A 20,396-nucleotide genomic window follows, 5' to 3' on the forward strand; every position below is an offset into this window, starting at 1 on the left:
CGGGACATCATCCCACCGGTTCGCCGATCAGCGACCCACCGGCGCCCTGCAATTGTGCGCGGAGTTCCGGGGTGAGGATCTGGCCGACGCGATCGACGAGCATCGTCATCTCGTAGGCGACCTGTCCGATGTCGCAGTTGGGGGCGGCGAGGATGGCCAGGCAGGAGCCGTCACTGATGGACATCAGCACCATGATGCCGAGTTCCATCTCGACGACGGTCTCGTTGACCGCGCCCGCCTCGAAGCAGCGCGCGGCGCCCTGGGTCAGGCTCACCAGGCCGGACGCGACGGCGGCCAGCTGATCGGCGCGGTCCAGCGGAAGCCTGCTGGACGCGGTGAGCAGGAGGCCGTCCGCCGACACGACCACGGCGTGCGCCACTCCGGGTACCCGCTCGGCGAAGTCGTTCACCAGCCACCCGAACTGGTTCTGCTGGGGCTGGGCCGGGTTCGGCGAGGTCATTCACCCTCCAGGGTTTCGTGGTTGCCTTCGGTCGCCTGGGCTGTGTGGTGCCGTCCGCGCTGGATGCCCTGCTGGAAACTGCTCAGGCGACCGCGCACGTCGTGCGCGTCTCGCTGTGGTCGGGGGGTGACCGCCCCGGCGGGCGGTCCCGCGCTGCCCGGGAGCAGCTGCTCCCCGCGACGGCGCCTGGGTAATCCTGCCGAAGTCATCCGCGAGGGCACGGACTGGGACACCGCTTGGGCGGCTTTCCAGCCCTCGTCGGAGCCGAAGTTCCAGGCGTCCGTCCGCTCGGTGGCGGCGACCGGGTCCGGTTCCGGGCTCGCTGCCTGCGGTTTCCTGCTCGGCAACGCGGCGGGCGGGGCCGCCGGACGCTCGGCCGTCTCCGGCGCCTTCACGGGCTCGGGAGCCTTCGACGCTTCAGGTGCCTTCGACGGCTCGGGTGCCTTCGCGGGCTCGGGCTTCGTGTCCGGCTGGGCGGTCGCCGTCTCGGCGGCGGCCGGCGTGGCCTTGTCCGCCGCTTCCTTGCGGCCTCGTTTGACGCCCTGCTGGAAGCTGCTCAGGCGGCCGCGCACGTTCGCCGGGTCGCGGACCGGCAGTTCCGCTTTGGCGGCGGGTTCGGCGGCCGGGACCGACGACGCCGCGCTGCCCGGCAGAAGCTGCTCGCCCTTGCGGCGACGCGGCAACCCGGCCTGGGTGAACGTCGACGGGGCGTTCTGGGAGACCTCCTGCACCGTGCGGAAGGCCTTGTCGCTGGCGAAGTCCCAGTTGCGGGCCTCCTGCTCGGCGGTGGGAGCGGCCTCGGCCGCCTTCTCCGCTTCGGGCTCCTTCGTCCCCGGCTTCTCCTTCTTGGCCGCGGGTTCCGCCGCGGGCTTTTCCGGAGCGGGCGCGGGCGAACGGAACCACGCCGAGAGCATCTCGTCGAAGATCGGCGTCGTCTCCGATTTGGGCGCCGCGGTCGGCGCCGCCGGTGCGGCGGGCGCCGGGGTGGCCGCCTGGTTCCACCACTCGCTCAGCGTCGTGTTGTTCTTGGCCTCGAACAGTTCCTTGCCGCTGGGCAGATCACCGTCCGCCGGGGCGGGCTTGTCCGCCTCCTTGGCGACCGGCTCGGGCTCGGCGGCGGGTTCCGGTTCGGGACGGCGGGGCTCCGGCGCGGGCGGCGGCGTCTCGTCCCTGGGAATCGGGCTGAACAGCGCCGTCCCCGAGATCTCCAGATCGGACGGCGGCCGTGCCTCCTGGGGGTGGCTGTGCCCGTTCACCCCGGATTTGGTGTGCCCGGCCAGATCGCCTGCCGACGGCCACCGCTCGCCGCCCTGCGACGGGACGCTCGGCATCGCCGGGCGCGAACCGTTCGTGGGCCGCTGGCGGCGGGGCAGGCCGCCCGGCTGCTGCGGCGGCAACGGCGCGAGACGCTGGGTGATCGGGCCGGTCGCGGGGCCGGGGTCTCCCCCGGGCGGGGCCATCACCAGATCCGCCGGGACCGAGACGGTGGCGCGCACGCCGACGATGTCCTTGCCGCCGTGCAGCGAGACCCCGATGCGGTGCCTGCTGGCCAGTCGTCCGACGACGAACAGGCCCATCCGGCGCGAAGTGGTGAGGTCGACGTTGGGGGCTTCGGTGAGCCGGGCGTTGGCCTCGGCGACCTCGGCCTCGTTCATGCCGATGCCCTTGTCGAGGATGTCGATGCCGAACGAGCCGTCTTCGACGAGCCTGGTCGCGACGGTCACCTGGGTCTCCGGCGCGGAGAACGCCGTGGCGTTGTCCAGGAGTTCGGCGATCAGGCGCATCAGGTCGTTGGCCGCGTACCCGACCAGCCGCACCGGCGGCGGGTTCTGCACGGTGACCCGTTGGTACTGCTCGATCTCGGACACCGCCGCGCGCACGACGTCGGTCGCGGAGACGGGCTGGCCGGACCGCCTGCCCGGCTCGGCGCCGGAGAGGACCATCAGGTTCTCGTTGTTGCGGCGCATCCGGGTGGCGAGGTGGTCCAGCTGGAACAGCGTGGCCAGCTGATCGGCGTCCTCTTCGTCGCGCTCCAGCCGCTCGATCAGCTGCAGCTGCCGCTGCACGAGGCTCTGGCTGCGGCGGGAGAGGTTGACGAACACATTGCTGTAGCCGGTGCGCATCGAGGCCTGCTCGGTGGCCAGGCGCAGCGCCTGGTGGTGCACCTTGTCGAAGGCCCTGGCGACCTCGCCGATCTCGTCGTCGCTGCCGACCGGGACCGGCCGCACGTCGGTGCCCTGCGAACGACCCTCCTGGATGTTGCGGACCGCGTCGGGCAGCTGCTTCTCGGCGACGTCGAGTGCGCTGGCGCGCAACACCTTCAGCGAACGCAGCAGCTGGCGGGTGATGAGGAAGACGACGGCGACGGCGAGCACCATCGCGCCGAACAGCAGGACCGCGAGCAGACCCGCGCCGCTGCTGGCGTCGTCGACCAGTTCGGCCGACACCGCGCTCGTCTCGGCGCCGAATTTGTTCGCGACCTCGCCGACCTTGCCGATCACCGCGGTCGACGCGTCGGTCCAGCCCTGCGCGGACAACGTGCGGAACGCTTGCACCGACGGGGTTCCCTGCTCGCCGAGCGCGGTTTTCGCCAGCCTGTCACGGTTTTCCATCGCCTGGTCGGTGACGGCGGCGCCGAACTCCTGGCGCTGCCGTTCCGACGCGGCGGCGCGGAAGTCGGTGAGCCGGTCGGTCAGCCGGAGTTCGGCGGTGCGCAGCTGGTCGAGCTCGCTCGGCGCGAGGCTCGACCGCGCGATGCCGAAGGAGACCAGCGCCTGGCTCAGCGACAGTTGTTCCTTCATCACGGCGAGGTCGTGCAGCGCCGTCGGGGTGCCGCCGAGGTCGTCCTGGCTGGCGCCTGCCGCCAGCGCGGTGTCGAGGGCGAGCAGCGCGGTGGTCACCTCGGTGTACTCGCCGATCGCCTGGACGGGGTCGAGCTGGCCGGAGGACGCCCGCTGCCGGATGTCGGGCAGCCGGTCGAGCTGGGCGGCCGCGGCTTCACGCGCCTGACGGAGCGACGGCTCGTTCTCCACCGCCCGGGACGCGGCGGCACCGTAGAGCGGGATGGCGGTGTCGACGTCGGCGCGGGCCGAGCCGAGCTCCAGGGTCCCGCCGACGGTGCCGGCGGTCAGCCCGGCGGCGGACTGGGTGCGTTCGCGGCCGAGGCCGTCGGCGAGGGTGCGGATGTGCCCGCTCAGCGCGACGAGGCGGTCGAGCCGCTGGTAGCCGTCGGAACGGCCGACCTGGCCGGCGATGGTGGCGATGCCCAGTGCCAGCGCGATGAGGATCGGCACCAGCGTCACGGCCGACAGCTTCACCGGCAGGCTCCAGTCCCGCCAGCGCACGAGCGTGCGCCAGCCGGTGGCCCACCGAGATGGCCGGGGAGTGCGTCCCAGCAGCTCCCCGACCGGCACTTGGCCTTCTCCTGCAACGGTCACGTAGGTGACTCCCTGTCCGGCGTCCTGGCACGGTCTGAGGCGTCCGTTCCCGCGAGGTACCTGCCTGCGGGAAACTCGACCCCGGCCTGACCACGTGATCGATCGCGACGTGAAGGACCTCGTCCGGCGATCCTGGCGCTCCCAGTGTCCCCAGGAACACCGGTCCGTGCCGGGAGGTCTTGCACCTGCACGTGCAGGTCGCAACCTGCGAAGTGCATGGTCGTCGAGATCAACTTTTCTTTGCCAATCGATCACTGCGGGTCGGCCGGGCCAAAGAATCGTACACCAATCCGGGTGCCGTCAATTCCGTTCAGTACACGGGTGCTGACCAGCGAAAAGTGTGCTTCCGAACGATCCGCGGGGCCCGAAAACCGCCCGTGCGTCACAAACGAGGGAATTCCGGTTACGGGTTGCGCGGATGCACAGGGTGTCCTAATCACCCGATCAGCCTACGTACGGTAGCCGCGTCGCCCGGTCGAACTACTTTCCGTGCCCCCAACGGGTGGGTCAAGCCCAAATATGTGCCCGATGTTGTGGCCTTGCCGCCCAAGCCGGTTCGATGTCGCCCGACATGGTGATTTCTTTCGAGACACCCGGTGAAGCGGGGGATCTTCCCCGGTCCGGGATGGCGGGCACGGTATCGAAACCCGGCGCCTGCCGGTAGCAAAATTACGATCTGTCACCACTTTGAGCGACAGAGCGTGGTCGTCGTCCATCGTTTGCCGCAGTGGGCCGTTCGGGCGACGACCGCGCGTGACAACTCGGCTCACTATGACGAGTGAGAAGGCCGGTTCATTCCGGCCGAAACGATTTTCCGAAACACTAATACTAGGTAAAACCGAATACCGGCTCACGCCTTCGCGGAACCGGGGTCGCCTATTCAGAGCGGGTGAAGCCGTAGTTAGTATGTGCGCTCCCCGTACCGCGCCACGGATGCAAGCCCCGGAGGAACCCATGCCCGACGTCGCGCGTCCCTACGCGGCGAGCAACGCCCTGGAGGACACCGGGCAGATGCCCGCGCTGTTCGTCCGCGAGCGCCAGCGCCAGTCCGCTCCCCCGCCACCGCGCCCGGTCGGCCCGGACTTCGACCGGATCCAGCACGGCAAGGAGTTCGTCGCGCTGCGCAAGACCTTCCGGCGGTTCGTGTTCCCGATGAGCGTGCTGTTCTTCACCTGGTACATGACGTTCGTGCTGCTGGCGGCCTACGCCCACGACTTCATGAGCCGGAAGGTGTGGGGCGAGGTCAACGTCGGCATCCTGCTCGGGCTCGGCCAGTTCGCCAGCACGATCCTGATCACGATCGCCTACCTGAAGTTCGCGAACAAGCGGCTCGACCCCAAGGTCGAGGCGCTGCGTGCCTCCGTCGGAGCGGGTGAGCGATGAGCATCCCCGACAACAACCCGGTGCTGAACATCGCGGTCTTCGCGCTGTTCGTCGCGATCACCCTGTACGTGGTGTACCGCGTCAGCACGCGCAACTCCTCCACTTCGGACTACTACGCGGCGGGCAGCGCCTTCACCGGACGCCAGAACGGCATCGCCCTGTCGGGTGACTTCCTTTCGGCGGCGTCGTTCCTCGGGATCGCCGGCGCGATCGCGATCCACGGCTACGACGGGTTCCTGTACTCGATCGGGTTCCTCGTCGCGTGGATGGTCGACCTGCTGCTGATCGCGGAACTGCTGCGCAACACCGGCCGCTTCACCATGGGCGACGTGCTGAGCTTCCGGATGAAGCAGCGCCCGGTCCGCGCCGCGGCCGCGACGTCGACCCTGGTGATCTCCTTCTTCTACATGCTCGCGCAGATGGCGGGCGCCGGTGGCCTGGTGGCGCTGCTGCTGGACATCCACGGCGGTATCGGCCAGGCGCTCGTGATCGGCGTCGTCGGCGTGATCATGGTGCTGTACGTGCTGGTCGGCGGGATGAAGGGCACCACGTGGGTGCAGATCATCAAGGCGACCATCCTGCTGCTGACCGGTGCGCTGATCACCGTGTTCCTGTTCGGCAAGTTCGGTTTCAGCTTCTCGAACCTGCTCTCGGCCGCCGCCGACAACAGCCCGCTCGGCGACGAACTGCTGGAGCCGGGCGGTTCCTACGGCAAGAGCGAGGTCACGAAGCTCGACTTCGTCTCGCTGGCGCTGGCACTGGTCCTGGGCGCCGCCGCGCTTCCGCACGTGCTGATGCGCTTCTACACGGTGCCGAACTCGCGCGAGGCGCGCCGCTCGGTGGTGTGGGCGACCGCGTGCATGACGATCTTCTACCTCTGCACGCTGGTCATCGGCTTCGGCGCGGCCGCGCTGGTCGGCCCGGAGACGATCAAGAACGCGCCCGGCGGGGAGAACTCGGCGGCGCCGCTGCTCGCGCTGAACATCGGCGGCACCCTCCTGCTCGGCATCGTCTCGGCGGTGGCCTTCGCGACCATCCTCGCCGTCGTCGCCGGGCTGACGATCACCGCTTCGGCGTCCTTCGCGCACGACGTGTACGCCAACATCTTCAAGCGCGGCAAGGCGGAACCGGCCGCGGAGGTCCGCGTCGCGCGGCTGACCGCGGTCGCCGTCGGGGCGTTCGCGATCATCGGCGGCATCCTGGCGAACGGGCAGAACATCGCGTTCCTGGTGGCGCTGGCGTTCGCCGTCGCGGCGTCGGCGAACCTCTCGACGCTGCTGTACTCGTTGTTCTGGAAACGCTTCAACACCACCGGAACCCTGTGGGGCATCTACGGCGGGCTGATCGCCAGCCTGGTGCTCGTGTTCTTCTCGCCGGTGATGTCCGGTGCCGCGGACTCGATCATCTCCGGCGTCGACTTCCACTGGTTCCCGTTGAAGAACCCGGGTCTGGTGTCGATCCCGTTCTCGTTCCTGTGCGGGTTCGTGGGCACCTTCGTCGGCCGGTCGAAGGCCGATCCGGTCAAGCACGCGGAGATGGAGGTGCGGTCCCTCACCGGGATCGGCTCCTGACGCTCTCGTGAGTGGCGAGGACGGTTCTAACCGTCCTCGCCACTCACGAGCCAGGACCTCATGGCACCCGGAGACCGTCCAGCACGATCGCGAGAAGCCGCTTCGTGTCCTCCTCCGAAGCCTTGCTCGCGGCCGAACCCACCCCGTGGCCCAGCCGCAGGATGTCGGTGCCGGTGACGTCGGGCCGGAGCACGCCTTCCTCCTGGGCGGCCTTCACGATCGTGTCCGAAGCGGCCCGTAGCCGCGACTGACACCAGCCGAAGACCTCGGAGCCGGCGTCGACCGACGCCTTGAGCGTCATCGCGAGGCCGTGCTTTTCGACCACGTAGATGACGTGCGTGGCCAGCCACGTCTCGAGCGCCTTCCCCGGCGGCAACTCGTCGAGCAGGTCGTACGCCTGCTGCGCCAGCCCGTCGATCTCGTCGCGGTAGACGGCCTCGATCAGCTTGTCGCGCGTCGGGAAGTGCCGGTACAACGTGCCCGCGCCGACCCCGGCGCGTTTGGCGATGTCGTCGGCGGGCACGTCCACGCCGTCGGCGGTGAACGCCTCCTTAGCCACGGCCACGATGCGCTCGTAGTTGCGCCGCGCGTCCGCACGCATGGGGCGGGCCGGATCGGCCGTGACCATCTGCACCTCCTCGGGCGACGAAAACGGAGACGTTCTCCGAATTCACTTGCGTAAGCGGAGACTGTCTCCATATCATCGCTCACGACCTCAAGTGGAGAGTCTCTCCGCTTCATCTCGTTACGTCTTCGGAGTATTCCTTGACCGAACGAACCCTGCGTGCCGAGCCTAGGCCGGAGACGGCCGGGTCCCCACCACCTCCGCATCGGCTGGTCCTCCCGATCATCCTGACCTGCCAGCTCATGCTCATCCTCGACGCGACGGTGATGAACGTCGCGCTCCCCCGCATCCAGTCCGAACTGGGCTTCACCGACACCGGCCTGTCCTGGGTGATGACGGCGTACAGCCTGGTCTTCGGCGGCTTGCTGCTGCTCGGCGGCCGGGCGGGCGACCTGTTCGGCCGTCGCCGGACCTTCGTCGCCGGCGCGGCCGTGTTCACCGCCGCCTCCCTGCTCGGCGGCCTCGCCGGTTCGGCGGAACTGCTGATCGCCGCCCGGGTCGCGCAGGGCGTCGGCGCCGCGCTCGCCGGGCCGAGCACGCTGGCGCTGATCACCAGCACGTTCACCGAAGCCAAGGCGCGGGTGCGCGCGCTGGCGTTGTTCTCCGCGATGTCCAGCAGCGGTTTCGCGATCGGCCTGCTGCTCGGCGGGCTGCTGACCGAATGGATCTCGTGGCGGGCGGCGCTGTACATCAACGTCCCGTTCGGGCTCGCGATCGTCCTGCTCACTTCGCGGTACGTGGCCGATCCACCGCGGCGGCGCGCCCGGCTGGACCTTCCCTGCGCGTTCACCGGCACCCTCGGTGTCGGCTCGCTCGTCTTCGCCTTCACCCACGCCGCTTCGCACGGCTGGGGCGACACGATCACCCTCGGCAGCCTCGCCGCCGGGCTGGCCTTGCTGGCCGCCTTCGTCACCATCGAGACCAGGGTGAGCGAGCCGTTGATCCCGTTGCGCCTGTTCGCCGAACGCGACCGTGCCGCGGCCTACGTCAACTTCTTCCTCGGGCCGATGGCGATGATGTCGATGTTCTTCTTCCTGACCCAGTTCCTGCAGGACATCGCGGGTTTCGCCGCGTTGGAGACCGGCTTCGCGTTCCTGCCGATGGCGGTCTGCATGTTCCTGTTGAGCAGGCTGATCCCGAAGCTGCTCCCCCGGTTCGGGCCGAAACCGCTCGCGCTCACCGGGACCGCGCTGATGACCGGCGGGGTCGTCTGGCTGACCACGCTCGCCACGGACAGCGGCTACTTCTCGCATCTGCTGGGGCCGATGCTGCTGATGGGCGTGGGCGCGGGGCTGGCGTTCTCCCCGCTCAGCGTGATCATCATGGCGACCGTGCCCACCGACGACGCGGGTGCCGCGGGCGGCGCGTTGCAGACGTTGCAGCAGGTCGGGGCGACCTTGGGACTGGCGATCCTGATCACCGTGTTCGGCGCGGTGACCCGGACCCCGGCCGGAAGCCCGGCCGAGACCACCGTCGACGGGATGACCGCGGCCTTCACCGTCGCCGCCGTGGTGACGGCGCTGTCCTTCCTGGTGGCGCTGACCTTCCGGCGCCGGGCTTAGAGCTTCGCGCCCGCCTGGACCTTGTGCGTGACCTTGCGCTCCATCACGAACGAGAAGAACGGGATGCAGCCGGCGATCAGCACGAGCAAGGTGCCCTTCATCGACCAGCGGGCCTTGATCGCGAGGTCGACCGCGAGCAGCAGGTAGATCAGGTAGAGCCCGCCGTGGACCATGGGGATCATCTTCACGAACCGGGGAAGTTCCACGCGGAAGACGTACTGCAGCAGCATCTCGACGACCAGCCCGAGGAGGGCCACACCGGTGGCGTACGCCGCGACGCGGAACCGGATCAGCGGTCCGCCCAGCGAGACCGGGCGGGCCGGGGCGGCGTCGTCAGTTCGGGTGGTCATAGGGTCTCGAACCTCTCTGGGGACTACTTGTCGCGGGCGTTGAGTTCGCGCAGGTACCTGTTGTACGCGGCGAGCTCGTCGTCCTCGGGGGGCGGCGGCACCGGGGCACGCCGCTGCCGGGGCGCCGGCACCTCGGGCACGGCGGTCTCGGCCACCGTCTCCTGGGCGTCGGCCTCGGCGGCGCGGCGGCGGAGCTTGCGGATCCGCCAGAACATGAACGCGGGGAACAGCCCGAACAGCGGCCACTGCAGGACGTAGCCGAGGTTCTGGAACGTCCCGCTGGCCGAGGAGAACCGCTCCCACTGCCACCAGGCGAGCCCGCAGCACAGCGCCAGGCTCACCAGGCAGACGACGGCGATGCCGAGGCGGCGCAGGAGGACGGGCGAAGCGGACACACAGCGACGCTAGCACTGGGTGCGCGGTGAATCGTCGCCGACCTGGGCGCTCGGGACCTTGGTCCCGGGTCCGGTCTCGTGAGTGGTAAGGACGGTTCTAGTGAGGGGCAAGTCAAACGTGTCGTGTTCGTGCTCGAGGCCTCCGCCGGGGTGAAAGCTCCCTTGGCCGCGTCCGACGCGGCCAAGGGAGCCTTCGACCCGAGGTCGTGAGTGGCGATGCTCGTTCTAACCCTCTTTGCCACTCACGCCCCCCGCGGAACCGGACTTACCCCCTCAATGACCAAGGGTGCTTCGGTCCGTGAAGGTTCTGGAGGTGTGTCGCGAAAGCCACTTTCGCAACCTTCAACGTTGCGAAAGTGGCTTTCGCAACCCCGGTCAAGGCGGCACCCAGGTACCCGACCGCAAGCACAGAGGACAGGATTGGCCCTAACCGTCCTCACCACTCACGAGGCGGCGGCCACGGACTTCGCGTAGCCGTCCGCCAGCCCGAAGACCTTCTGCGCGTACTCGGTCGAGTTGTTGTACGAAAGGATTCCCTGCCACCACCCCGAGGCGGCCGACATGTCGCGGTTGTTCACGCACAGGTAGCGCGCCGCCGCCAGCGTCGCGTCGTCGATCTGCTGCGGGTCGCCGACGCCGTCGCGGTTGCCGTCGGCGGCGTACCGGCGCCAGGTGCTGGGGATGAACTGCATGGGGCCGACCGCGCGGTCGACGGCCGCGTCGCCGTCGAACTGACCGCCGTCGGTGTCGCCGATCGCCTTCACCCCGGGCGACCCGTCGAGCGGGACGCCGATGATGGGCTTCGACGGCCGTCCGTCCTGGCCGAGGACGGCGCCGCCGTACTGGCCGTGGTTCGACTCGATCCGGCCGATGCCCGCCAGGGTCGCCCACGAGATCTTGCAGGTGGGCTGCATCTGGCGCATCGCCAGTTCGGCGTTGCCGTAGGCGAGCAGCGCCCTGGCCGGGATGCCGGTGGCCTGGGCCGCCCGCTCGGTCCAGGCGGTCAGCGGGTCCTTGCCCGGTTTCGGCTGCGCCTGCTGGGGCGAGGTCTGCTGGGCGGCACCACCCGCGAGGGTGGCGTTGACCGGGGCGACCGAACCGGGTTTGACGTCCGCCGCCTTGACCTGCAGCGCGGGGATCTCCATCGTCGTGGGGCTCGCGACCGGGGCCGACGCCTTGGTCACCAGCCAGATCCCGCCCCCGGCGAGGCTGAGCACGGCCAGCACGATCACCAGCCTGCCGAACACGGCGGCGCCCACCCCGCGGCGTGGCGGAGCGGGCGTGGCCGGGTCGTCGACGAGCTCGTCGTTTTCCGGGGTGGTGCGCACGAAGCGAGTCCTCCAGCGTGGGCGGCGATCACGACCGATGCTCGAACAACGAGCCCGCGCAGGTTAGCGTTACGCGGTAGCCGAGATCGCCCTTGCCACGCCGGTTCACCCGCGCGTGCGAGAAGTTCTCATCAGGCGGACTTCTGCTGCCTCGCCAGCCGCGCGACGCACCAGGCCGGGGCGCTGCCGCGGCGAAGGTGCTGCAAAACGGTCATCGGGCCGAGACGGCGGCTCAGGTCGGATGGGGCGAGCCCGGCCGCGCGGTAGTCGAGGGCGCGCTGGTCGAGCGGGCTCAGACCGGCGTCCCACCAGGCTTCGGCCTCGGCGACGCCGCCCACCATCTGCCACCAGCCCGCGGCCGCGACGAGCAGGTCGTCCGGGACCTCGGGGAGCCGGCGGCGCATGGCGTCGAGGTAACCGGGGTCGGCGGCCTCGACCGGCGCCCAGCGCGCCTGACCGGACTGCTGACGCTGGCCGGGGATTCCGGGAGCCTGCCTGGGCACGTCGGCCAGCCACGCCGACGCGATGCGGTCGGCCTCCTGCTCCTCGGGGGTCTGCTCACGCTCGGCCGCCCACTGCCGGATCAACGCATCGACTCCGGGATCTCCGGTCATCCCTGCCTCCTCATGATTCCCCGACTGACAAGTCCTGACTTACTTGCCCGGCTGGAAGTTCCCGCTGCCCTGGGGCTTGCACCTGCGGAAACTCCTCGCCCAGGAGGCCGGCTCCGGCGCCTGGAGGACCAACCGATCACGCAATGTGAGCACCGTAGGGGCGCGGAGGTCTTTTCCGCCAGAGCTTCCAGGGCACGAATTCGTCGACCAGCGGGTTTTCGGGGGCAATCCACCCGGATGGTCGAGTCGTCCGACCGAAATCCGAGACGGGTGACACTGAGTGATAACCGCAGGTGGCTGCGCACGGTGATCACCGGCGTCGCCGAGGACACCGGTGATCACGGGACGAGGGTCAGGAGAAGAGGCTCCGGACGAAGGTCACGATGGCTTCGGCACCGGACCGGAGCCAGCCGAGCGCGGTGTGGACGGCATCGGCGGATTGCGTCGGCCTGCTGATCAGAAAGAAGAGCACGAGCGCGACGACGGCGATCACAACGAATTTCTTCAAGCCGGGCGACATGGCTCCATCCCATCACACCGTAGTGTCCAGACGATGACTCCGCGCGCACTGCGGACTTTGTCACCACTTTAAGGAGAATCGGGCCCCGTTGCCCACCCGTATTCGCCTGAGGGAGCGATCGATGAGCGAAAACGTTCTCGTCCACCGGGAAGGGCCGGTGACGACGATCACGCTGAACCGCCCCGCGTCCCGCAACGCGGTGGACGGGCCGACCGCGGCCGCGCTGGCGGACGCGTTCCGCGCGTTCGACACGGACGAGGAAGCCGCGGTCGCCGTCCTCACCGGTTCGGGTGACGCCTTCTGCGCCGGAGCCGATCTGAAGGCCGTCGGCACCGGCCGCACCAACTCCCTCAGTCCGGCGGGTGACGGGCCGATGGGCCCGACGCGCATGGCCCTGTCGAAGCCGGTGATCGCCGCGGTCCGGGGGCACGCCGTCGCGGGCGGGCTGGAACTGGCGCTGTGGTGCGACCTGCGGGTCGCCGACACCACGGCCGTCTTCGGCGTCTTCTGCCGCCGCTGGGGCGTGCCGCTCATCGACGGCGGCACGGTGCGCCTCCCCCGCCTGATCGGCCACTCGCGGGCGATGGACCTGATCCTCACCGGCAGGCCGGTCGACGCCGACGAGGCGCTCGCCATCGGACTTGCGAACCGGGTCGTGCCGGACGGCGAGGCCTTGGCCGCCGCGCAAGCGCTCGCACGCGAACTGGCCGCGTTCCCCCAGGCGTGTCTGCGTGCGGATCGCAAGTCCGCGTACGGCCAGTACGGGCTCACCGAAGACGAGGCGATGCGGGCCGAGTTCTCGAACGCGCTGATCGGCGGAGGACTTGCCGAAGAGGCTGTCGCGGGTGCCAGCCGGTTCAGTGACGGCGCGGGGCGTCACGGCAGTTTCGACGCCCCTCGGCCCTAATGTCTGTCGGATGACAGAAACCGGAGTCGCGCTCAGACCGGTGTCCGAAGAAGACCTGCCGATGCTCGAAGCGCTCACGAACGACCCCCGGGCCGCGGGCCCGTTCGAGTGGCACGGCTGGCACGACCCGCATTTCCTGCGCCGCCGCTGGTCGGAGACCGGCATGCTCGCGGCGGACAACGGGATGCTGATGATCGACCTCGACGGGCAGCGGCTCGGTTTCGTGTCGTGGCACAAGACCAGGACCGGCTCGACGTCGTACTGCTGGAACGCCGGGCTCGTGCTCATCCCCGAGGCACGCGGCCACGGCTACGGGACCGAGGCGCAGCGCCTGCTGGTCCGCTACCTCTTCGCGCACACGCAGATGAACCGGGTCGAAGCGTCGACGGAGGTCGACAACGTCGCCGAGCAGCGCTCCCTGGTGAAGGCGGGCTTCACCAGGGAGGGCGTGCTGCGCGGCTACGGGTTCCGGGACGGGGCCTGGCGCGACCACGTCCTCTATTCGGTACTGCGCTCGGACCTCGACGTGGGCTGAAAGCGTCCTTCACCGCATGAGACGCGGTGAAGGACGCTTTCGTCGCGTCTCATGCGGCGAAGGGAGCCTTCAGCTCACGCGATGGTGCCCGCGGCCCTGAGCCGTTCGATCCCGTCGGCGTCCACGCCGAGTTCGGCGAGGACCTCGGCGGTGTCGCCGCCCTTGGGCCGCGGCGGTTCCGGCGTCTCGGCCGGCGTGCGGTCGAACCTCGGCGCGGGCGCCGGCTGCAGCATGCCGCCGACGTCGACGAACGTCTTGCGCGCGACGTTGTGCGGATGCGACGGCGCCTCCTTCGGGGAGAGCACCGCCGTCAGGCACGCGTCGGTGCCCTCCGCCTTCGCCACGAGCTCGTCGCGAGTGTGCTTCGCGACGGCCTCGGCGACGATCTTGCGCAGCTTCGGCCACTCGTTCTTGTCGACGTGGACCGGGGTCTCCTCGGGGTCGAGCCCGAGCACCTTCACCAGATCGCCCCAGAACCGCATCTCGATCGCGCCGATGGCGACGTACTTGCCGTCGGCGGTCTCGTAGGTGTCGTAGAACGGCGCGCCGCCGTCGAGCATGTTCTCGCCGCGCCCGCCGGACCACAGCCCGGAATCCAGCAGCCCGTGCAGGCTGGTGGTCAGCAGCGCCGCACCGTCCACCATGGACGCGTCGACCACCTGCCCCTTGCCCGACGTCTGGCGTTCGAACAGCGCCGCCAGCACCCCCATCGCGAGCAGGAGGCCACCGCCGCCGAAGTCACCGACGAGGTTGAGCGGCACCACCGGCCGCTGCCCGGCGTGCCCGATGGGTTCGAGCGCGCCGGAGATGCCGATGTAGTTGATGTCGTGCCCGGCGACGGTCGCCAGCGGGCCGTCCTGGCCGTAGCCGGTCATCCGGCCGTAGACCAGCCGCGGGTTGCGGGCGTGGACCTGTTCCGGTCCGATGCCCATCCGCTCGGCGACGCCGGGACGGAAACCCTCGATGAGCACGTCGGCGTCGTCGGCGAGTTTCAGCACCAGTTCGACCCCCTCCGGGGTCTTGGTGTTGATCCCGATCGACCGCCTGCCACGCGCGAGCGGATCGTTCGGGAACCCGATGACGTCGTTGCCCGGTGTCGCCCGGTCGATCCGGACGACCTCCGCGCCGAGATCGGCGAGGATCGTGCAGGCGAACGGCGCCGGGGCGAGCCCGGCCAGTTCGACGACCTTGAGCCCGCTCAGCGGGCCGGCCTTCTTCGCCACGTTCTTCCTTCCTACGCCAACGGTTCCGCTCAGAGCGTGCGGGAGATGATTTCCTTCATGATCTCGCTGGTGCCGCCGAAGATCCGGGAGATCCGGATGTCGGCCCACGCGCGCGCGATCGGGTACTCGGTCATGTAGCCGTAGCCGCCGAAGAGCTGCAGGCAGTCGTCGACGACCTTGTTGACCCGTTCGGTGGTCCACAGCTTCGCCATCGCCGCGCCCTGCACGTCGAGTTCCTTGCGCAGATGCCGTTCGATGCACTGGTCGAGGAAGGCGCGGGACACCGCGGCCTCGGTCGCGGCCTCGGCGAGTTTGAACTTGGTGTTCTGGAAGTTGTAGACCGGGCGGCCGAAGGCCTGGCGGTCCTTGGTGTAGGCGATGGTCTGGTCGATCGCGGCCTCCATCCCGGCGACCGCGGTGACCGCGATGATCAGCCGTTCCTGCGGCAGCTGCTGCATGAGCTGGATGAAGCCGAGACCTTCCTGCGCGCCGAGGAGGTTGGCGACGGGGACGCGGACGTCGTCGAAGTTCAGCTCCGCGGTGTCCTGGCCCTTGAGGCCGATCTTGTCGAGGACGCGGCCGCGGCTGAAGCCCGGCGTGTCGGTCTCGACGGCGATCAGCGAGACACCCTGCGCGCCCGCGTCCGGGTCGGTCTTCACCGCGACGACGACGAGGTCGGCGTGGAAACCGTTGGTGATGAACGTCTTCGCGCCGTTGATCACGTAGTGGTCGCCGTCGCGCACCGCGCGGGTCTTGATGCCCTGCAGGTCCGAACCCGTGCCGGGTTCGGTCATCGCGACCGCGCCGACCATCTCGCCGGAGGCGAACTTCGGCAGCCACGCCTTCTTCTGCTCTTCGTTCGCGTACTCCAGGATGTAGTGCGCGACGATTCCATTGTGGACGGTCACGCCCCAGGCGCTGTCACCGGACCGCGCCTGCTCCTCGTAGAGCACGGCCTCGTGGGCGAACGTGCCGCCGCCACCGCCGTATTCCTCCGGGATGGACAGTGCCAGCAGGCCGACCTCGCCCGCCTTCGTCCACAGCTCGCGGTCGACCTTCTTCTCGGCCGCCCAGCGCTCCTGGTTCGGCGCGAGTTCCTTCTGGCAGAAGGTCCGGGCGAGGTCCCGGAGGTCTTCGAGCTCCGTCGTGCTCCACGAACTCTTCTGGATCTGCAAGGGCACGGCCAACGCCTCCTGATCGGACCTGGAAAACATGACGCTTAGGATGTAAGTTCCATTCGGAATGTACATCCGTACCGAGCTGCACGTAAAGGGGGTCGGATCCGGTGAGTGTGCTCGGCAGGACCCACCGCACCCAGGCCGAGCGTCGGGAGCAGACCCGCACCGCGCTGCTCGACGCGACCATCGACTGCCTCGTCGACCTCGGCTACGCGCGCACCTCGGTGCAGGAGATCTGTGCTCGCGCAGGTGTCTCGAAGGGCGCCGTGCAGCATCACTTCTCCGCGAAGGCCGAACTCATGGCCGCGGCCGTCGAGCATCTGACGGAGAAGTTGCGCGGACGCCTCGCGACGTCGATTTCGGCGCTCCCCGGCGGCGCCTCGGGCGTCGCGGCGGCGATCGACCTGCTTTGGGAGGGCTACTCGGGCACGCTCTCCACGGCCGCCACGGAACTGTGGGTCGCGGCGCGCACCGACCCCGAACTCCGCGAGGCGATCCGCCCGGTCGACCGGGCACTGGGCCGCTCGACGCTGGAGCACGTCACCGCCGTCGCCGGCGATCTCCCGAAGGAGCGCGCGGAGATCCTCTTCTGGCTGACCGTGAACCTCACCCGAGGGCTGGCGCTGGACGCCGAACTCGGCGGCGATCCCCAGCGGCGGCGGCAATTGCTCGACGAGTGGAAGCGCGTCGCGGTCATGTTGTACGAGGACACTTCACCGTAGGCTTCGCCCATGGGGAGACCGAGGGTGTTCGCCGCGCTGTCCGCCGCCGTCCTGATGCTCGCCGGATGCGCAGCCGCACCGGAACCTTTGCCTTCGAGTCCCTTGACACTCCATGAAGCGCTCGGCGATCCCACGACCGTGGACTTCTGCGGCCTGCTGGACTTCGCCGAGATCGAGAAGACCCAACGGCTGGTGTCGGTCCCGATGCCCAGCATGGGCGCCTGCTCGTTCCAGACCGGGAGGACCCTGGTCAGCTTCGGTTTCCCGGACGACCGGGCGAACGAACGTCTCACCGGCGCCGCCCCGGTCGGCGAGCCCTCGCTCCCCCGTGGCCTGCGTGTGGTCCGCACGGACCTCCAAGGGCAGCCCGTCCTCCACTTGCTCTTCGCCGACGACACCTCCTTGCGCATCGGCACGTTCTTCGAGTCCCGCGAAGGCGCCGGACCCGACGCGCTCGCCGTGGCGACGAAAACCGCCGAAACCGCCGCCAGGGCCCTCGCCGCCGGCAAGCGGGCGAAACATCTCGACTACCGCGGCGATTCCCTGGCACGGCTGACCGCCTGCACCGCCATGTGGTCCGATGCCGAGATCTCCGCCCGGCTGGGCGCCGCTGTCACCGGGAAAGGCGACCTGTCCCGGCATTCCTGCCGCTGGGGCGAGGAGGACGCGGAACGGCTCGTGCGACTGGAGTTCGGCCTCGGCCCGCGCCCGAAGGCCGCGGCGGGCGTCCGCGAGGAAACGGTGGGCGGGCACAGGTCTTTGGTGCAGGAGGCCGGCGACGGCTGCACGATTCTGACCGGCCACATCGGCGGCCCGGACGCGAGCCGGGATCAGGTCGAGCACGCCGTTCTCGCCGTGCGGGCGCCGGACGCGTGCGGCGTCGCCAGGGCGCTGGCGGCCACGGCCTGGCCGAAACTCCCGTCGTAGCACGCGCGAAAGCCGTTGACCAGAGCACAGGTGACACTTATCTCCTCGGCCGATTCATGGTGGAATTCCTTGCTGGCCACCAAAAACCGGCGGAGGAGCCGATCATGAGCGCGCCGCAGCAGCAGCCATACCAACCGACTGGCCCGTTCAGCGCAATCCCGCCCGTCGCCGCGCCGCGCCCGCCGTCCGACGCCCGGCTCCCCCGCCTTTTCGCCGCGATGATGGGGGTTTTCGCCGGTCTGCTGGTCCTTCTCGCGACTTTTCTCCCGCAGTCGACGTACGAACAGCTTTCCGAGGGCAAGCCGGTGACGAAGCTCGCCGAAACCGGCTGGACGCGGACCTTCGACATCGAACCTTCGACCGAGGAGAAGGAGTTCTACGACAAGACACATGTCGCCCGCTATGGCATCCCGCTGTCGGCCACCGCGCTGACGCTGTTCGCGGGGGCCGCGGTGGGTTTCGCCGCGTACCGGCGGAGTTCGACCTCCATCGCCGCGACGACGTCGAGGACGCTGCTGGTCGCCGGCGGGGCGGGGACCGCGATCGGTGTCTGGATGCTCGGCATGGACATCTCGGCGAGCCTGAGCTTCGGACAGGACACCGGCCGCTTCGTCTCGCGTTATGGGACCGGCAGCGGTTTCTGGATCCTGCTCGCGGGCGGGCTCGTGGCGTTGCTCACCATCGGGCTGGCGATCGTGGCCAACCGGCGTGAACCGGCGCCGCCCCGGCAGGCCCCTTACCCGGTGGCGTACCCGCCTTACGCGCCCGGCGCCCCCCAGCAGCAGTATCCGCAGCAACAGCAGCCTCAGCCCTATGAGCCGCCGTCTCCTCCGACCCCACCCGCGGGGTCCGCGTTGCAGCAGCAGGACATCCTTCGCCCGTCCCCGGACAACCCGCCACGCCCCGATAATATGTGAAACTTATTCATATCAGCGGTGGACAGTCTCCATACCGGCAGTATGCTGTACTCGTCGGTAACACCTGGGCTCTGCGTGGCGCCTCCCCCGGCTCCGCGCGGTATGGAACGGAGACGGCATGACGAGCACGACACCGGCGAGCGCGGGCCACCACACCGAAGGACCGGCCACCATCGGCGACGTCCCCGGCGCCCCCGCGATGGCGAGGGCAGAACGGCTCGTGCGCCGGGTCGTGGGCGGTGCGGATTCCGCGCCGGTCCAGATGCGCGCACCCTTCACCGGGCAACCGATCGCGACGCTGCCCCAGGCCACCGACGCCGACGTCCGCGCCGTGTTCGACCAGGCGCGGGAGGCTCAGCGCTCGTGGGCCGAGCGGCCGGTCGAAGACCGCCAGCGCATCCTGATCCGCCTGCACGACTTGGTCCTGAAGCGTCAGGAAGAGGCGCTCGACCTCGTGCAGATCGAGGCGGGCAAAGCCCGGATGGACGCCTTCGACGAGGTCAGCGCCACCGCCCTCGTGGCCGCCTACTACGGCAAGCACAGCGCGAAGTTCCTTTCGCCGCGCCGCGCCGCCGGGCTGATCCCGGTGCTGACAAAGGTCGGCGAGATCCGGCACCCCAAGGGCGTCGTCGGGATCATCTCGCCGTGGAACTACCCGCTCGCGCTGACCGCGATGGACGTCCTGCCCGCGCTCGCGGCGGGCAACGCCGTCGTGCAGAAGCCGGACAACCAGACCGCGCTTTCGGCGCTGTGGCTGCAGGAGGTCGCCGAGGAGGCCGGGCTGCCCGCCGGTGTCTGGCAGATCGTGCTCGGCCGGGGCTCGCAGATCGGCGACGCCCTCGTCGAGGAATCGGACTACCTGTGCTTCACCGGGTCCACGCCCACGGGCAAGGGGCTCGCCGCGAAGGTGGCGGAGCGGCTGACGAGTTACTCGCTGGAACTCGGCGGCAAGAACCCGATGATCGTGCTGCCCGACGCGGACATCGCCAAGACCGCCACGGGCGCGGTGACCGCGTGCTTCTCCTCCGCGGGGCAGCTGTGCGTCTCGGTCGAGCGCATCTACGTCCACGAGTCGATCCGCGAGGAGTTCACCCGCGCCTTCGTCGCCAAGACCGCGGCGCTGCGGCTCGGCGGCAAGCTGGATTACCAGGCGCAGATGGGATCCCTGACCTCCGAGGCCCAGCTCGCGACGGTGTCGGCGCACGTCGAGGACGCCCGGTCCAAGGGTGCGAAAGTGCTCACCGGCGGCAAGGCCCGGCCCGACCTGGGCCCGCTGTTCTACGAGCCGACCGTGCTCACCGACGTCACCGAGGACGTCAAGCTGTTCGCCGAGGAGACCTTCGGGCCGGTCGTGTCGATCTACGGCTACACCGACGTCACCGACGCGATCGAACGCGCCAACGACACGAAGTTCGGGCTGAACGCGAGCGTCTGGTCGCGTAACGGCCGGGCGGGCTGGGAGGTCGCGGCGCGACTGAAGGCCGGGACCGTCAACGTCAACGAAGGCTTCGCGGCGACCTTCGGGACCGTGGGCCTGCCGATGGGCGGGATGAAGGAGTCCGGTGTCGGACGGCGCAACGGCGCCGAAGGGCTGCTCAAGTACACCGAGGCCCAGGCCATCGCGGTGCAGCGCGGGATGCCGCTGCGCCCCGGCAAGGGAATCCCGCCGAAGCTGTGGGTGCGGACCCTCAGCACGAGCCTGAAGGCCCTCCGCCGCCTCCCCCGCCGCTGATCCCCCTCCC

19 protein-coding genes are annotated in these 20,396 nt (G+C 69.6%); 9 read left to right on the forward strand and 10 right to left on the reverse strand.

The window, feature by feature from the left end; genetic code table 11:
• Positions 1-7 precede the first annotated feature (7 nt).
• Entirely contained in the window at positions 8-460 is a 453-nt protein-coding gene (locus tag ACSMFO_RS25750; RefSeq protein ID WP_005166055.1) for a roadblock/LC7 domain-containing protein, read from the reverse strand.
• Positions 457-3,873 carry a nitrate- and nitrite sensing domain-containing protein gene (locus tag ACSMFO_RS25755; RefSeq protein ID WP_436460852.1) on the reverse strand — a complete coding sequence of 1,139 codons (3,417 nt, stop codon included), beginning with the start codon at positions 3,871-3,873 and terminating at the stop codon, positions 457-459. Before ACSMFO_RS25755 ends, ACSMFO_RS25750 begins: the two co-directional genes overlap by 4 nt.
• Positions 3,874-4,851: 978 nt before the next feature.
• Here ACSMFO_RS25755 and ACSMFO_RS25760 point away from each other — a divergent pair.
• Both ACSMFO_RS25760 and ACSMFO_RS25765 read left to right on the forward strand, forming a co-directional pair.
• A complete protein-coding gene (locus ACSMFO_RS25760; RefSeq protein WP_436460802.1) occupies positions 4,852-5,280 on the forward strand; it encodes a DUF485 domain-containing protein in 429 nt (142 codons plus the stop codon).
• Positions 5,277-6,851, forward strand: coding sequence for a solute symporter family protein (locus tag ACSMFO_RS25765; RefSeq protein ID WP_360128120.1), 1,575 nt, complete (start codon positions 5,277-5,279; stop codon positions 6,849-6,851). Before ACSMFO_RS25760 ends, ACSMFO_RS25765 begins: the two co-directional genes overlap by 4 nt.
• A 58-nt stretch (positions 6,852-6,909) precedes the next feature.
• Here ACSMFO_RS25765 and ACSMFO_RS25770 read toward each other — a convergent pair whose 3' ends face one another.
• Positions 6,910-7,479 (reverse strand): TetR/AcrR family transcriptional regulator, encoded by a 570-nt coding sequence (locus tag ACSMFO_RS25770; protein WP_436460803.1) that lies wholly within the window; start codon positions 7,477-7,479, stop codon positions 6,910-6,912.
• A gap of 137 nt (positions 7,480-7,616) precedes the next feature.
• Here ACSMFO_RS25770 and ACSMFO_RS25775 point away from each other — a divergent pair, with 137 nt between their 5' ends.
• Positions 7,617-9,038, forward strand: coding sequence for an MFS transporter (locus ACSMFO_RS25775; protein ID WP_436460804.1), 1,422 nt, complete (start codon positions 7,617-7,619; stop codon positions 9,036-9,038).
• On the opposite strand, the gene ACSMFO_RS25780 is transcribed toward ACSMFO_RS25775, so the two are convergent.
• The 5 genes from ACSMFO_RS25780 to ACSMFO_RS25800 all read right to left on the reverse strand — a co-directional run bounded on the left by ACSMFO_RS25780 (position 9,035) and on the right by ACSMFO_RS25800 (position 12,233).
• A complete protein-coding gene (locus ACSMFO_RS25780; RefSeq protein ID WP_436460805.1) occupies positions 9,035-9,388 on the reverse strand; it encodes a DUF3817 domain-containing protein in 354 nt (117 codons plus the stop codon). The genes ACSMFO_RS25775 and ACSMFO_RS25780 overlap by 4 nt on opposite strands.
• A gap of 23 nt (positions 9,389-9,411) precedes the next feature.
• Positions 9,412-9,783 (reverse strand): hypothetical protein, encoded by a 372-nt coding sequence (locus tag ACSMFO_RS25785; protein ID WP_037343419.1) that lies wholly within the window; start codon positions 9,781-9,783, stop codon positions 9,412-9,414.
• A gap of 443 nt (positions 9,784-10,226) precedes the next feature.
• Positions 10,227-11,111 (reverse strand): lytic transglycosylase domain-containing protein, encoded by an 885-nt coding sequence (locus ACSMFO_RS25790; protein ID WP_436460806.1) that lies wholly within the window; start codon positions 11,109-11,111, stop codon positions 10,227-10,229.
• A gap of 131 nt (positions 11,112-11,242) precedes the next feature.
• Complete coding sequence (locus ACSMFO_RS25795) at positions 11,243-11,725, reverse strand: helix-turn-helix transcriptional regulator (RefSeq protein WP_400937976.1); 483 nt, start codon at positions 11,723-11,725, stop codon at positions 11,243-11,245.
• A gap of 352 nt (positions 11,726-12,077) precedes the next feature.
• A complete protein-coding gene (locus ACSMFO_RS25800; RefSeq protein WP_162182762.1) occupies positions 12,078-12,233 on the reverse strand; it encodes a hypothetical protein in 156 nt (51 codons plus the stop codon).
• 133 nt (positions 12,234-12,366) lie between these two features.
• On the opposite strand from ACSMFO_RS25800, the gene ACSMFO_RS25805 reads away from it, so the two are divergent.
• Positions 12,367-13,152 (forward strand): crotonase/enoyl-CoA hydratase family protein, encoded by a 786-nt coding sequence (locus ACSMFO_RS25805; RefSeq protein ID WP_436460807.1) that lies wholly within the window; start codon positions 12,367-12,369, stop codon positions 13,150-13,152.
• Positions 13,153-13,162: 10 nt separating this feature from the next.
• A complete protein-coding gene (locus tag ACSMFO_RS25810) occupies positions 13,163-13,687 on the forward strand; it encodes a GNAT family N-acetyltransferase (RefSeq protein WP_038516115.1) in 525 nt (174 codons plus the stop codon).
• Between the two features lie 74 nt (positions 13,688-13,761).
• On the opposite strand, the gene ACSMFO_RS25815 is transcribed toward ACSMFO_RS25810, so the two are convergent.
• Complete coding sequence (locus tag ACSMFO_RS25815; RefSeq protein ID WP_037343411.1) at positions 13,762-14,910, reverse strand: CaiB/BaiF CoA transferase family protein; 1,149 nt, start codon at positions 14,908-14,910, stop codon at positions 13,762-13,764.
• A 29-nt stretch (positions 14,911-14,939) separates the two neighbouring features.
• Positions 14,940-16,091, reverse strand: a complete 1,152-nt coding sequence (locus ACSMFO_RS25820; RefSeq protein ID WP_073847167.1) for an acyl-CoA dehydrogenase family protein — start codon at positions 16,089-16,091, stop codon at positions 14,940-14,942.
• A gap of 104 nt (positions 16,092-16,195) precedes the next feature.
• Here ACSMFO_RS25820 and ACSMFO_RS25825 point away from each other — a divergent pair, with 104 nt between their 5' ends.
• From ACSMFO_RS25825 to ACSMFO_RS25840, 4 genes are all read left to right on the forward strand, one after another.
• A complete protein-coding gene (locus tag ACSMFO_RS25825) occupies positions 16,196-16,810 on the forward strand; it encodes a TetR/AcrR family transcriptional regulator (RefSeq protein ID WP_037343410.1) in 615 nt (204 codons plus the stop codon).
• A 9-nt stretch (positions 16,811-16,819) separates the two neighbouring features.
• Positions 16,820-17,737, forward strand: a complete 918-nt coding sequence (locus tag ACSMFO_RS25830) for a hypothetical protein (protein ID WP_073846809.1) — start codon at positions 16,820-16,822, stop codon at positions 17,735-17,737.
• 104 nt (positions 17,738-17,841) lie between these two features.
• Positions 17,842-18,654 carry a hypothetical protein gene (locus ACSMFO_RS25835; protein ID WP_436460808.1) on the forward strand — a complete coding sequence of 271 codons (813 nt, stop codon included), beginning with the start codon at positions 17,842-17,844 and terminating at the stop codon, positions 18,652-18,654.
• A 118-nt stretch (positions 18,655-18,772) separates the two neighbouring features.
• On the forward strand, positions 18,773-20,386 hold the full coding sequence (locus ACSMFO_RS25840; RefSeq protein ID WP_038516124.1) for a succinic semialdehyde dehydrogenase: 1,614 nt from the start codon (positions 18,773-18,775) through the stop codon (positions 20,384-20,386).
• The last annotated feature ends 10 nt before the right edge of the window (positions 20,387-20,396 follow it).

Origin of the sequence: Amycolatopsis sp. w19, from assembly GCF_051373225.1 — a bacterium.
Lineage (GTDB): Bacteria > Actinomycetota > Actinomycetes > Mycobacteriales > Pseudonocardiaceae > Amycolatopsis > Amycolatopsis japonica.